Annotated in this window: 11 protein-coding genes and 1 pseudogene; 1 reads left to right on the top strand and 11 read right to left on the bottom strand. The window is 58.8% G+C overall.

From position 1 onward, the window contains the following. Window positions 1-142: 142 nt before the first annotated feature. Window positions 143-1,059: pseudogene (locus EKM04_RS22860) on the top strand (IS701 family transposase); the annotation flags it as partial. Window positions 1,060-1,855: 796 nt separating this feature from the next. Here the strand turns inward: EKM04_RS22860 and EKM04_RS22855 are convergent. From EKM04_RS22855 to EKM04_RS22805, 11 genes are all read right to left on the bottom strand, one after another. Next, window positions 1,856-3,442, bottom strand: coding sequence for a gamma-glutamyltransferase family protein (locus EKM04_RS22855; protein WP_234911055.1), 1,587 nt, complete (start codon window positions 3,440-3,442; stop codon window positions 1,856-1,858). 54 nt (window positions 3,443-3,496) lie between these two features. Further along, window positions 3,497-4,519: an ABC transporter ATP-binding protein gene (locus EKM04_RS22850; protein ID WP_174154554.1), complete on the bottom strand. Its 1,023-nt coding sequence runs from the start codon at window positions 4,517-4,519 to the stop codon at window positions 3,497-3,499. Continuing rightward, window positions 4,516-5,463 (bottom strand): ABC transporter ATP-binding protein, encoded by a 948-nt coding sequence (locus EKM04_RS22845; RefSeq protein ID WP_183897793.1) that lies wholly within the window; start codon window positions 5,461-5,463, stop codon window positions 4,516-4,518. The genes EKM04_RS22850 and EKM04_RS22845 overlap by 4 nt, the downstream gene beginning before the upstream one ends. Next, window positions 5,460-6,353, bottom strand: a complete 894-nt coding sequence (locus EKM04_RS22840; RefSeq protein WP_183897794.1) for an ABC transporter permease — start codon at window positions 6,351-6,353, stop codon at window positions 5,460-5,462. Before EKM04_RS22840 ends, EKM04_RS22845 begins: the two co-directional genes overlap by 4 nt. Continuing rightward, on the bottom strand, window positions 6,353-7,300 hold the full coding sequence (locus EKM04_RS22835) for an ABC transporter permease (RefSeq protein WP_183897795.1): 948 nt from the start codon (window positions 7,298-7,300) through the stop codon (window positions 6,353-6,355). Before EKM04_RS22835 ends, EKM04_RS22840 begins: the two co-directional genes overlap by 1 nt. Beyond that, window positions 7,300-8,922 carry an ABC transporter substrate-binding protein gene (locus EKM04_RS22830; RefSeq protein WP_183897796.1) on the bottom strand — a complete coding sequence of 541 codons (1,623 nt, stop codon included), beginning with the start codon at window positions 8,920-8,922 and terminating at the stop codon, window positions 7,300-7,302. Before EKM04_RS22830 ends, EKM04_RS22835 begins: the two co-directional genes overlap by 1 nt. Window positions 8,923-8,985: 63 nt before the next feature. Then, window positions 8,986-9,444 carry a nuclear transport factor 2 family protein gene (locus EKM04_RS22825; protein WP_183897797.1) on the bottom strand — a complete coding sequence of 153 codons (459 nt, stop codon included), beginning with the start codon at window positions 9,442-9,444 and terminating at the stop codon, window positions 8,986-8,988. Between the two features lie 53 nt (window positions 9,445-9,497). Continuing rightward, on the bottom strand, window positions 9,498-9,980 hold the full coding sequence (gene cynS, locus EKM04_RS22820) for a cyanase (RefSeq protein ID WP_174154545.1): 483 nt from the start codon (window positions 9,978-9,980) through the stop codon (window positions 9,498-9,500). A 33-nt stretch (window positions 9,981-10,013) separates the two neighbouring features. Beyond that, window positions 10,014-10,919 (bottom strand): ABC transporter ATP-binding protein, encoded by a 906-nt coding sequence (locus EKM04_RS22815; RefSeq protein ID WP_174154544.1) that lies wholly within the window; start codon window positions 10,917-10,919, stop codon window positions 10,014-10,016. Between the two features lie 5 nt (window positions 10,920-10,924). Beyond that, window positions 10,925-11,764: a nitrate ABC transporter permease gene (gene ntrB / locus EKM04_RS22810; protein ID WP_183897798.1), complete on the bottom strand. Its 840-nt coding sequence runs from the start codon at window positions 11,762-11,764 to the stop codon at window positions 10,925-10,927. Beyond that, entirely contained in the window at window positions 11,764-13,137 is a 1,374-nt protein-coding gene (locus tag EKM04_RS22805; RefSeq protein ID WP_183897799.1) for a CmpA/NrtA family ABC transporter substrate-binding protein, read from the bottom strand. The genes ntrB and EKM04_RS22805 overlap by 1 nt, the downstream gene beginning before the upstream one ends. Between the last annotated feature and the right edge of the window lie 45 nt (window positions 13,138-13,182).

Below are 13,182 nucleotides of genomic sequence, written 5' to 3'. Positions count from 1 at the left end.
ACAATCGCTACAATGAGCGATGATCCACTCATTAGCCTGCAAGCCGCAAGCTGATTCATTCCCGGCTCCGTCCGGAAGTCACGGCGATGGCCGAAGCTAAACCACTCCCTGGGTAACGATCAGCAAGGCAAGCAAGCAGCAAGCAAATTGCCAGACGCTGGTGTCGGTGACGCTTGCGCGAGAAGAGGTGCCAGTCCCGGTTGGCCTGCGTCTGTTCCTGCCGGATAGCCGGATCGGTGATCAGGAGCGCATGGCGAAGGCTGGGGTCCCCGACGACATGCGGACCTCTCGCACGAAGCCTGAGATTGCTTTTGCCGAGATTGATCGGTTGATCGTGACCGGTGTCCGGTTTGGCACAGTGCTGGCTGACGCAGGTTACGGCCTGTCGGCTGCGTTCCGAAGGGCTTGATTGAACGTGGCCTCACCTGGGCGGTCGGTATCCCCAAGCATCAGAAGCCTTATCCCGATAATGTCGGATTGATCTTTCCCGTCTCCGGTCATGGCCGTTCTCGCAAGCATTCGATCCCCGACACCCTTTCGGTTGCCGCCGAAACGATGTTGGCATCTGCAAGCTGGAAGAAGGCCAGTTGGCGCCGTGGCACAAAAGGTCGCCTGACCGCACGGTTTGCAGCATTGCGCATCCGGATCGCCGATGGCACGCCGCAGCGCATCCATGACAAGGGACAGCAGCACATGCCGGGCGAAGCGGCCTGGCTAGTTAGCGAGTGGCGATCAAACGACGAGCGCAAATACTACCTGTCCAACTTGCCGGTCGATGCGACATTGAAAGTGCTGGCGGCCGCGATCAAGGCGAGATGGGTCTGCGAACAGGCGCATCAGCAGACGAAAGAGGAGCTCGGTTTCGATCCCTTAGAGGGCCGATCGTGGCAAGGCCTACATCGGCACGCTCTGATGACGATGATCGCTTATGCTTTTCTCCAGCACCAGAAATTGCAAACTGCAAAGTGGGAAAAAAAGAAGCAACGAGTTCGCCGAGGACCGCCTAAACCGACCTTGCCAACCGCCCGTCCGTCGAGCCGTGATCAATGCGCTTGCTAAACCGACAGCACAAATCCCATGTCCGTACTGTTAATAGCACTTTCAAAGCAAAAATTCAATTCTGCCAAAGTAGTGCTAGGACCTGTTGACAAAGTAAGGCAACCATATTTTGGCGGCCGCCAAGGCGAGAAATGCCGAAAAGGTTTGCTGCTCTCCTCGTAACGGGTTCCGAAGCGCCGAAATTGCTTGAGACAGTTGAACCATCTCTCGATGCGGCTTTGATCCTTAGAGGCTCGTTATTCGCAGGCAGGCGGGTCTTTGCGGCTGGCCCTCGGAGGGATGACGGCATGATCTCGTATGTCAGCACTCTTCGCGCAGAGCGTCGCTGTCATAGCCCTTATCTGCGAGAAACAGTCGGCTTGCCACCGACATTGCCAGCAGATCGGAACGGCATTGTGATCTAAAGCCTCACATCAGTCAGGATAAAGCCAAGAGGGCGTCAGGGACCGTCTGCACGAGCATAGATTTTCGTCGAAAAGCCGCCGCGTGATCGACCAAAGGCCTATTTGTAAGTATAAGCTCCCTTCAATCGCCCGCAGCCTGCGAATGGCCTCCAACTGTGATGCTATCGGTTCATGTGCTGCCATTTATCGGTCAGCCCCAATTCGACAAGTCTCTCAAGGCGAGCATCCCACGCGCCGTGCCAATCCCATTCTACGAAACCGATGCATTCAAAATCACCATAACATTCAGATGGGCCATGATTATCGTCGGTTGAACGATGCATGCGGCCACCATTCCGGGAATGATACAAGTTACATAAAGTACCACTTTGGTTTCGATAAAATAAATAGCGCTAGAAGCCGAGCGCCATGCCATCCTTGCGGCTGTCCGATCCTCCCTCCAGCAGGCCGTCGCGGATGCGGATGGCCTGGCTGCCGCCGATCGGGCTGGTGACGATCTTCAGCACGTGGCCTCTCGCTTCAAGGTCCGCCTGTACCGCCGTGCTGACGGTCGGCTCTACTTCCAGCACGCCGCCGAAGCCGAAACTGCGTGGCACGTCCATGGCGGCCTGCAGATCGAGGCCCCTGTCGATCACGCCCGACAGAAACGCCGCATGACCCGCTGCCTGGTAATGACCGCCCATCACGCCGAATGGCATCACCGTCTTGCCGTCCTTCGTCACCATGCCCGGAATGATCGTATGCATCGGGCGCTTGGATGGGCCGATCGCATTCGGATGCCCCTCGATCAGCCGGAACGATGCGCCACGGCTGTGGAACAGTACACCGGTCTTAGGGTCGAGGCGTGTCGAGCCAAAGGGATGGAAGATCGAGTTGATGAAGGAAATCGCATTGCCCTGTGTATCGACGACGCAGAGATAGATCGTGTCCTTATGCTCGGGCTCGTCCCACAGAACCGGCGGCAGTGCCTTCTTCATGTCGATACGGCTGCGGAGCGTCGCAACGACTTCATCGGACAACAGTTGCTCGGCAACGCCCGCACAATGGTCGGGGTCTGCGATCAAGGCGTCGCGGTGATGATAGGCGATCTTGGTCGCCTCGGCGTGGACATGGATCCGATCCGCCTCGTCCATAGCGGCGAGATCAAAGCCTTCGATGATCTTGAGGATCAGAAGTGCTGCCAGCCCCTGTCCGTTGGGCGGGCATTCATGGACGTCGAAACCCTTGTAGCTGGCACTGACCGGATCCACCCAGTTCGCGCCATCCTTCCCTGCCGCGAAATCCGCGAGCGTATGCAGTCCACCGAGCGAGCGCAGATGGGCTACCATTTTTTCTGCCGTGGCGCCTTCATAGAAGGCGGCAGCACCGCTGGCGGCGATCTCTTCAAGACGGTCTGCGAGAAGCGGCTGGCGGATGACAGTGCCAACAACGGGCGTCTTGCCTTCGGGCAGAAACACTGCAGCGGCGTGGCTGTCGCCGGCGATGACAGTCTCATTGCCCTTCCAGTCCATTGCGACGCGTGACGTGACGGGAAAGCCGGAACGTGCATAGCCGATCGCGCGCTTGAACAATCGCTCGAGCGGCAGAGATCCATGGTCTGTGTGAAGACGGCACCAAGCGGAGATTGCGCCCGGAACGGTGATCGCGTGCGGGCTTGTCTGGGGAATTTCGCCGCTCAAGCCCAGCTCCGCAAGGGCTGCAACGGAGGCCGCGGCAGGCGCGCGGCCCGAACCGTTGAGCGCCTTTACCGCGCCCCCCGCAGGTGCGTAGAGAGCAAAACAATCGCCACCGATACCGGTCATCAGGGGATCGACGACGCATTGGACGGAGACAGCCGAAATCGCTGCGTCGACAGCATTGCCGCCATCCTGCAAGATTTCCAGACCGGCTGCGGTGGCAAGCGGATGCGACGTGGCAATCATCGCGCCGGTCGACAGGGTGGACGGGCGCTTGGCCGAAAAGAAATCGAAATCAGACATGTCGTTCCTTCATTTCACTAACGGCCATCAATCGTGGCCTCAACGTCTTCTGGTCTAAACTTCATCAGCTCGGGACAAGGGATGGTAGCAGGCCGCAGACCTTTGGTGCGTCTGCCGCATGAGAACAGGATCCTCTGTCAGGCAATCGGACTGCACGATAGTGCAGCGACCGGCAAACCTGCAACCGGGCGGAAGGTCGAGCGGGCTTGGGATTTCACCGGGAAGTGGATCGGAGATCGGCTCGAAGAACTCCGGAGCCGAATGGCGCAACGCCCGCGAATAGGGATGTGCGGGATTGGCCAGTACTTCTTTCGTTGGCCCGGTCTCGACGATCCGTCCGAGATACATGATGGCGATCTCATCGCAGAGATAGCTCGCCACCCCGAGATCGTGGGTGATGAAAACAAGTGTCAGGTTCATCTCGCGCCGCAGTTTTCTCAACAGGTTGAGCAGTTGCGCCTGGGTGGAAACGTCAAGGCCGGAAACCGCTTCGTCGGCGACTAAGACCATCGGGTTGGAGGCAAGCGCCCGAGCGATTGCCACGCGGCGGATCTGGCCACCGGACATTGCCGCCGGATAACGGCCGGCGAGATCCGTCGCAAGACCCACCCGTGCCAGAAGCGACGCGACACGCTCGCCGATCTCTTCCTTCGGACAGATGTTGAAATGACGAAGCGGTTCGGCAATAAGCTGGCCGACTGTCATCCGCGGATTGAGGGAGGCGCGCGCATCCTGGTAGACCATGGAGACTTCGCGGGCGAAATCGGTTCCAGCAGCGCGCATCGCGGTGACCGGCTTTCCCCGGTAGAGTGCCAGGCCCTGGCTCGGTTCGGCAAGACCTAGAAGGACACGCAAAAGCGTCGATTTGCCCGATCCGCTTTCGCCGACCAGCGCCATGCTGACGCCTTGGTCGATCCGCAACCGGACGCCATCAAGGGCTGTAAGCGATCTCATCTCGCGGTTCCAGAACCGATCCGAACGGCGGACCTCGTAGAGCTTCTGCACGTCCAGAAGCTCGAACAGCGTAACGCCGCGATCCGGCGTAAGCGTCGTTGTCATCTCTGCCATCATCGTCATTCCGGGTTCCAGCACGCGAGGTCTCGTCCTTTTGTCTGCAAGAGCGGAGGACGCTCCTCTATGCACCGCGACTGCACGCGCGGACATCGTGTCGAAAACCTGCAGCCCGTCGGCATGGAATCATAGGAGGGAACGCTTCCTGACGGCGGATCAAGATCGTCCGAGCCAATTTCCACGACGCAGGACTTGAGGAGACGTGTATAGGGGTGCAGAGGCTGCTGCAGAACGACATCCGAGCGTCCTGCCTCCATCACCTGGCCCGCATAAAGGACAATGATCCGGTCGCAGCACTGGCTTGCCAGTGCGAGATCGTGAAGGACGAAGAGGCAGCTTGCGCCGCGGGCCCTCGTCTCATCGAGGATCAGTCTGATGATCTGGGCCTGGATCGTGACATCGAGCGCTGATGTCGGTTCATCGGCAAGTAGCAGATCCGGATTGCAGGCGAGTGCGATGGCAACCATAACCCTTTGCTGCATCCCGCCTGATAGCTGGTGCGGATAGGCGGACATCCTTGCCTTCGCATCGTTGATGCCGACGCTTTCCATCAGCTGCAAGGCCCTCGCGGCAGCGTCCGATCGCGCTAGGCGGAGATTGCGGCGCAGGACGGAGGACAACTGGCTACCGACCGTGTAACAGGGATTGAGCGCTGCACCGGCGTCCTGAAACACCATCGACAGCCGCCTGCCACGCAGCTGCGCCCAGTCCTTCTCGCGCATGCCGATGAGATCGGTATCGCCATCCAGTTTCGCCTTGCCCTCGATCCGGGCATCGGCGCCGTCGAGCAACCCCATGAGAGCAATCGCGATCGTCGACTTGCCGGCTCCGCTTTCGCCGACGAGCGCCAGGGTCTCGCCGCGACCGATCGAGAGTGAGACGTCGTCCAGTATCCGCTTGGCGCCGCGGTGAAGGGTCAGGCCTTTGACTTCGAGCAGAGGCGCGTTCATTGGCTTGCCCTCAGTTTGGGATCGAACTCTTCTCGCACTGCATCGCCGACGATCGAAAGGGCGATCAAAAGCAAAGCAAGCGCCAAGCCCGGCATGCCGGACATCCAGGCGGCGAAGCTGACAAAGCTTCTTCCCTCGGCAATCATGAGCCCCCAATCCGGCGTGGGCGGCGTAACGCCGATGCCGAGGAATGAGAGCGACGACGAGACCAGAATGGCTTCCGAAATCCGCACTGTGATCTGGACGAGAAGCGGAAACAGCACGTTTGGCAGGATGTGCTTGCGAATGATGGTGAAGCGCGGAATGCTCATCAACTTTGCCGCCTCGACAAAGAGCTGAACCTTGACTTGGAGCACGTCGGACCGGACGGTGCGGGCGAACGGACCGATCAGAGAAAGTGCGACCGCGATGATGACCTTATCGACGCCCTGTCCCAGGATCGCGATGAATGCCACGGCAAGTATGAGGGATGGCAGGGCGAGGATCGAATCGATGATCCGCAGCAGCAGCCATTCGGTCCTGCCGGACGAAAGGCCTGCAGCAAGGCCAAGCACTAGCCCACCGATGGCACCGAGAACGACGGAGACGAGGCCGATCAGGAGCGCGTATCGCGTTCCATAGATGATGCGGCTCAGGATGTCTTGGCCGTAACTATCCGTTCCGAGTAGATGGACGCCATCTGGAGGCGCCATCATTGCCTCGATCGACTGTTGGGTGGGACTGAAGGGCGCAAGCTGCGGCGCGAAGATGGCGCAGGCGGCGAAACAGACGGTGACCAGCAAGGCCATTGTGAAGAACGGTCGCCGCACGAACATGCTTTTGCGACGCGACGCAGACGCTGCGGCCGGGACCGCGGTGAGGTTCGATAAACGTGTTTCTGTAGACGACATCAGCGTTGCCTCAGTCTTGGATCGAGGAGCGGATACGAGAGATCGATGAGCAGGTTGATCAGAATGAACATGGTTGCCGTCAGCATCACGCCCGCCTGGACGAGAGTATATTCTCGCCCAAGCACTGCATCGGTCAGCATCTGACCAAGGCCGGGAAGAGAAAACACCGTTTCGGTCAGCACAGCGCCCTGCAGGATGCCGCCGAGTTGCAAGCCGATCATGGTGACGACTGGCATGGCGATGTTGCGCACGCCATGCACCCATATGACCCGCCAACGTGGTTCGCCCCTCGCTTTGGCCGCAGCAATGAAGGGTTGCTCCATCACATCGATCAGCGACGAGCGAGTGACACGGACGATCATGCCGATGAAATAGGTTGAGAGCGTCAGTGCCGGCAGTGTCATGTGATACAGGCCGCCCCAGAAATCCTCCCAGGGCGCAACGAAGCCCATGACGGGAAAGATGCCGAACTGGACGGCCAGAAACCAGATAAGGACGATGCCGAGAAAGAAGGATGGGAAGGCCGAGCCGGTCAGCGCAAAGACGGCGATCGCGGTATCCCAGATCGTGTCCTTTCTGACTGCGGCTATAACGCCAAGCGGTATGCCGACCGCGATGGCAAGCAGCATAGAACAGGCCGTCAGCGTCAGAGTGACCGGCAAAGCCTCTTTGACGACGAACGTGAAGATGTCTGTCCGGCTGACGAAGGATGTGCCCCAGTCGCCGGTGATGAAGTTTCCGAGCCATGTCAGATATTGAAGGACGACCGGGCGATCAAGCCCGAGTTCCCGCTGCAGCGAATCGTAACTTTCCTGCGAGAATTCCGATCCCAGCATCAACACCACCGGATCGCCCGGCGCCAGCTTCAGAAGACTGAAGCTGGCGACAGAGACGATGAGCAGGACGACCCCGGTCTGGAAAACTTTTGCGGCGGACTGGGCCAGCATCAGACCTTGCTCACGCCGTGCAGGTTGACGAGATCGCAGGGAATGTAGTTGAAGCCCTGCACCTTTTTGGAGAACACCTTGTAGATCGGCATATGCGCGAGCATCGCAACCGGGGCCTCCGACATGAGGATGTCCTCTGCCTTGCGGTAGAGTTCGGCACGCTTGGGAACGTCGATGACCGTCTGCGCTTCGATGCACAAGCGGTCGAATTCGGGGCTTGCCCATCCCCAGTAGTTCCACGAACCGCCGGTCTTGAATTCCGGGAAGATCGTTTCCTCCGGGTCGAGATCTGCCACCCAGTCGAAGTCCAGCATCTGGAAGTTACCGTCCTTCATGCGCTGGACCCATGCTGCCGGCTCGAGCAGTTCGAGCTTCACCTTGATGCCGATCTGGGAGAGCATCGGTGCGACGACCTGTGCGACACGTGTGCCGACCGGGCCGCGCTCGGCCATGATATAGGTCACCTCAATTTCACCCTGGTTTTCCGCCTTGGCGCGGAACTCCTTGGCCTTGGCGAGATCGAACCGATGGCCTCGGTCGGTGTTGGCGATATCGGGATCATAATACCCCGTCATGGGTGGCGAGATCGGGCTGAAGGCCTGTTTGGCGAGACCGAAATAGGCCTGCTTGATGATCGCATCGCGATCGATCGCAAAAGCAACTGCCCGTCTCAGATTGATGTCGTTGAAGGGAGCCGACTTGTTGTTCATGCCGACATAGGTGTAGTTGCCCTCGATCTCGCCATAGAGCGACAGGTTGGGGATTTTCTTCACCTGATTGACGAGCTGCATCGGGCAATCCGTCATGCCGTCTATTTGCCCTGATACGAGCGCGGCAAGAGCCGTGCTTGCTTCATCGATCAGAACGAAGGATGCACGCTGCAACTTGGGCATTCCTTTCTCGAAATAGTCCGGATTGGCTTCAAGCTCAATGGAATTGTTGTCTTTCCAGCTGACGAACTTGAAGGGTCCAGTGCCGACCGGGTTGCGGCCATAATCCATACCGTATTTCGCGACGGCTGCAGGGCTGACGATCGTTCCTGCGCGTCCGGTTGAGCCGGTGAGGGCCACCGGCAGGAATGCGTAGGGCCTCGAGAAACGCAACCGCACGGTCAGCGGGTCCACCACCTCGACATCCTGGAGAAGTTCAAGCTTCCAGGCGTGCGGCGAGACCGGTTTGCCCTGCTTGACACGAAGCAGCGAGAACTTGACCGCCTCCGCATCGCAGGGTGTGCCATCGTGGAATGTCACGTTTGAGTGTAGCTTGAAGAGGTGGGTGCGGTCGTCCTCCAAATCCCAGGACGCAGCGAGATCCGGCTCAAAGCGGACGTTCTGACCGTCGTAGGTCACCTTGAGCAAGCCGTTGTGGATGTTGTTGATGATCTGCACCGCAGATAGGAAGAAGGTGAAATGCGGATCGAGCGTATCGATATGCTTGATCGCCGCAATGCGGATATGGCCGCTCTGCTGGGCCGATGCGATGTCCGGGAAAAAGCTCGCTGCTCCGGCAGCCACGAGACCGGAGGCGACGCCTTTCAAAAGTGCGCGTCGACCGAGCTGGGCGGAGATACGCTCCTCAAGGATCCTGCGGTGATCGTCGCTGTTGGAATGATCATTGGTCATTTTCGAAGTTCCCCTTTTTATGGTTGGCAGTCATAATTCCCTGGCCGGCGGCTAACCCGCGGATCAGAGGTCGAGGTCGGAAAGTCCGGGATGTCCGTCCGGTCGTGGCCCCAAGGGCCAGAGAAATTTCCGGTCTTTTTCCGCGATCGGCATATCGTTGATCGATGCGAAGCGGCGAGCCATGAGGCCATCCGCTGCAAAGTGCCAGTTCTCATTGCCGTAGGAGCGGAACCAATTTCCGCTGTCGTCATGCCATTCATAGGCAAAGCGCACGGCGATACGATCATCGCCGAAGGCCCAGAGTTCCTTGATCAGTCGATAGTCGAGTTCGCGCGCCCATTTGCGGGTGAGAAACGAGACGATTTCGCCGCGGCCGCGCAGAAACTCGGCGCGGTTGCGCCACTGGCTATCGACCGTATAGACGAGTGACACCTTTTGCGGATCACGACTGTTCCAGCCGTCTTCGGCCATCCGGACCTTGGCAATCGCGGTTTCACGCGTGAATGGCGGTGCAATGCTCATAAAGGGCTCCCAATGAAAAAGGCGGGACGCTGTGTGCGTTCCGCCCTGCCGATTTAATCTTCACGGTAACCGTATTCCGGTACATTGCCTGCGGCACCGTAGTATTTGTAGGGCAGGAACTTGCCCGACATGGTGAACTTGACCCTGTCGCCTCTGGGGTTTGGCACGCGTTCGATCTCCATGTCGAAGTCGATCGCCGACATGATGCCGTCGCCATATTCCTCCTCGATCAGCGCCTTCCAGGCAGGTCCGTTGACCATGACCAGCTCATAGAAACGGTAGATCAACGGATCCGTAGGCGGCATCGGCGAGCCACGCATGGGCGTCTCGTTGATCATACGGACTTCCGAATCCGTAAGGCCGAACAGTTCGCGTGCGTTCTCTGCCTGCGGTTTGGCGAGCTTCATCTGTCCAAGAATTGCACCGACGATCAGCACTTCGGAAGAGCCACCGATCTTTTCGCAGATATATTTCCAGCTCCAGCCATTGTCGCGCTTGATATCGAGCAGCTTTTCGGTGAGGTCGGCACGTTTCATTGGTCTCTCCTTAAAAATTCATCTGGGTGGGCGTCAGCGCGCCAAACCTGCGGAAATGAGTGCGGCACCATCTTCGGACGAAGTTGCGCGCGGGGTGTTGATTGGGACGTTGCGCGGGTCGTGGAGGACGCCCGAAGACGCCGTGGCGGTCGCGAAGCTTTTGCTGCGGGCAATCAGAAAATCGATGATGTGATTGCGCACGGCGTAGTAGTCGGCATTGTGATGCAGATCGACGCGAGAGCGCTGCTTTGGCAGGGGGTTCTGGACGACCTCGGCTAGAACGGCACCGGGTCCATTGGTCATCAGGAAAATTTTGTCGGCGAGATAAATCGCCTCATCGACATCATGGGTGATCATGAACGACGTCTGGCCGGTTTCCTGGCAGATGCGTCGAACTTCGTCTTGCAAGGTTCCGCGTGTCAGTGCATCAAGCGCGGAGAACGGCTCGTCCATTAAAAGCATTTTGGGGGTGATCGACAGAGCTCTTGCTATGCCGACGCGCTGTTTCATGCCACCCGAAAGTTGCGAGGGTCGCTTGTTTTCCGAACCCGACAGACCCACAAGATCGATGAAGGTCTGCGTGTGGTTGCGAACCTCCTTGCCGCTCCACTGCGGCCAGCGCGACGAGACTGCATAGGCGATATTGCCCATGACGGTCTTCCAAGGCAGAAGGGCATGGCTCTGGAAGATCACTGCGCGATCAAGGCTTGGTCCCGAGACGACCTGACCATCGACGATGACAGCGCCATCGTCTGGTCCTTCAAGCCCTGCCAGAATGTTGAGCACCGTCGTCTTGCCGCAGCCGGAATGACCGATGACACAGCCGAACTCGCCCCGATCGAGCGAAAGCCAGAGATTGTCGAAGATGGTGGTCGGCGCCGCGGATCCCTTTCTGGGGTAGCGCCGTGCAATGCCTTCAAGAGAGATGAATTTCGACATTGTCTTCACTCCGGAAATGTCACGAGCCGCGTCAGCCGCGCGAGCACCATGTCGAAGACCATGCCAACGACACCGATGACCAGAATGGCGATGATGACATTGGTGATGGAAAGGTTGTTCCACTCGTTCCAGACGAAGTAGCCGATGCCGGTTCCGCCCACGAGCATCTCCGCCGCGACAATCACCAGCCAGGCGATGCCGATGGAGATGCGCATGCCCGTCAGAATGGTCGGTGCTGCCGCTGGCAATATGATCGTGAAAGCGCGCCGCAGCGTGCCGACCTCGAGCGTCCGGGCGACGTTGATCCATTCCTTGCGCACCGCTGCCACACCAAATGCGGTGTTGATCAACATCGGCCAGATCGCGCAGATAAAGATCACGAAGATCGCAGACAGCGCCGAATCCTTGATCGTGTAGAGCGCCAGCGGCATCCACGCCAAGGGCGAGATCGGCTTAAGGATCTGGATGAAAGGATCAACAGCCCGGCTGATGAGCGGCGACATACCGATGAGGAACCCCAGCGGTATCGCTACAATGATCGCCAGACTGTAACCGATCAGCACTCGTCCGATGGAATAGGCGAGCTGGATGCCGAGCCCTTTGTCATTGGGGCCGTTGTCGTAGAACGGATCGCTGAGGTGTCCCCACAGCGCCCGCCCGACATCCATCGGTCCCGGCAAGGCCGATTTTCCGGTCGTCGCCGTCAGCCCCATCAACCGCGCATATTCCGGATCCATCGCCGTGGTCTGGCCAACCCCCATGACAGAGAATTGCCACAGCGCCAGAAATGCCCCCAGAATGAGAACCGAGAGCAGTCCTGCCCTTACTGTCAGAGAGGACTGCATCAGTTGAGTTTCCGGATCGGGAAGCTGTCGATATAGGCTTGCGGCGTGGCGGGATCGAAAGTCTTGCCCATCACGACGAATGTCTTCGTGGTCTCCTTCGGAGGGACCATACCAACCTCGGCCATCAGCTTTGCCGTGTCGGTTGCCAGAAACACCTTGTTTGCGATACCAGCATAATCGATATCGCCCTTGACCTGCCCCCAGCGCTTCATCTGGGTCATGATCCAGACGGCAAATGACTGCCAGGGGAAGGGATCGAAATCGATCCGGCCAGGCTGCTTGATGACCTTGCCGAGCCCATCCGCATAGGTGCCGGTGAGGATCTGCTCCAGCACGACTTCCGGCTGATTGAGATAGTTTGCCGGCGCGATTGCGGTGGCGATTTCTTTGCGATTGTTCGGATCATGCGCATAGGCGGTCGCCGAAATGATCGACCGCAGCAGCGCCGCATAGGTATTCGGCATCTGCATGATGAATTCGCTCGACGCCGCGAATGCGCAGCAGGGGTGCCCGTCCCAGATTTCCTTGGTCAGCAGGTGGATGAACCCGACCCCGTCATAGACCGCCCGCTGGTTCATCGGATCAGGACCGAGGAAACCGTCGATATTTTCGGCTCTCAAGTTCGCCACCATTTCCGGCGGCGGCACGGCGCGGATCTGCACGTCCGCATCGGGGTCTATCCCGTGCTCTGCCAGATAGTAGCGAAGCAGGTAATTGTGCATGGAATAGTCGAACGGGACGGCGAGCTTGAAGCCTTTCCAGTCCTTCGGATCGCGCCGGTCCTTGTGCTTCATGGCGAGCGTTATTGCCTGACCGTTGATATTCTCGATCGCGGGAGCGGCATAGGCCTGCGGGTTCGAGCCGATGCCCATGGTGATCGCCAGCGGCATGGGCGACAGCATATGGGCCGCGTCATATTCCTTGTTCATCGTCTTGTCGCGAATGACCGCCCATCCTGCGGTCTTGATCACTTCGACATCAAGGCCCTGCTTCGAATAAAAGCCCATCGGTTGCGCCATGATGATCGGCGTCGCACAGGTGATGGGGATGAAGCCGACCTTAAGATTGGTTTTCTCGAGCGGGCCCGACTGCGCAAATGCCTCGGTCGCTGTCGCAAGCGGAAACACCTGCGATAACGCCGCCACCGCCGTGGCACCGCCGACCGCTTTTAGGAACGCACGACGTGACACGTCGCTCGGAAACATGGCGCGCAGTACCGCTGACGCCACGACATTCTCATACATCTTCTCGCTGCCGTCGACGACCTCAGTCGCTCGAATGGCGGACGCATGTTCGGCCTCGTTACTGTGACGGCCGCAACTGCAGCCATGCGACTTCAATACGGTTTTGGCATCAAATGGATTGTCGAACATTGTGCTGCTCCCCTTTTGAAGAGGAGCTCTGCAAGCTGCGTGCCA

This window comes from Rhizobium skierniewicense Ch11 (genome assembly GCF_023757665.1).
Classification (GTDB): domain Bacteria; phylum Pseudomonadota; class Alphaproteobacteria; order Rhizobiales; family Rhizobiaceae; genus Agrobacterium; species Agrobacterium skierniewicense.
The sequence above is the reverse complement of the archived record's forward strand: the minus strand, read 5'-3'. Positions and strand labels throughout refer to the sequence as shown.

Excerpts from the sequence above, each read along its gene's own strand:
- EKM04_RS22835 (WP_183897795.1), bottom strand. The coding sequence starts at position 7,300 with ATGCTGGCCCAGTCCGCCGCAAAAGTTTTCCAGACCGGGGTCGTCCTG.
- EKM04_RS22850 (WP_174154554.1), bottom strand. The coding sequence starts at position 4,519 with ATGACGATGATGGCAGAGATGACAACGACGCTTACGCCGGATCGCGGC.
- EKM04_RS22805 (WP_183897799.1), bottom strand. The coding sequence starts at position 13,137 with ATGTTCGACAATCCATTTGATGCCAAAACCGTATTGAAGTCGCATGGC.
- EKM04_RS22825 (WP_183897797.1), bottom strand. The coding sequence starts at position 9,444 with ATGAGCATTGCACCGCCATTCACGCGTGAAACCGCGATTGCCAAGGTC.
- EKM04_RS22815 (WP_174154544.1), bottom strand. The coding sequence starts at position 10,919 with ATGTCGAAATTCATCTCTCTTGAAGGCATTGCACGGCGCTACCCCAGA.
- EKM04_RS22840 (WP_183897794.1), bottom strand. The coding sequence starts at position 6,353 with ATGTCGTCTACAGAAACACGTTTATCGAACCTCACCGCGGTCCCGGCC.
- EKM04_RS22845 (WP_183897793.1), bottom strand. The coding sequence starts at position 5,463 with ATGAACGCGCCTCTGCTCGAAGTCAAAGGCCTGACCCTTCACCGCGGC.
- EKM04_RS22855 (WP_234911055.1), bottom strand. The coding sequence starts at position 3,442 with ATGTCTGATTTCGATTTCTTTTCGGCCAAGCGCCCGTCCACCCTGTCG.
- EKM04_RS22830 (WP_183897796.1), bottom strand. The coding sequence starts at position 8,922 with ATGACCAATGATCATTCCAACAGCGACGATCACCGCAGGATCCTTGAG.
- cynS (WP_174154545.1), bottom strand. The coding sequence starts at position 9,980 with ATGAAACGTGCCGACCTCACCGAAAAGCTGCTCGATATCAAGCGCGAC.
- ntrB (WP_183897798.1), bottom strand. The coding sequence starts at position 11,764 with ATGCAGTCCTCTCTGACAGTAAGGGCAGGACTGCTCTCGGTTCTCATT.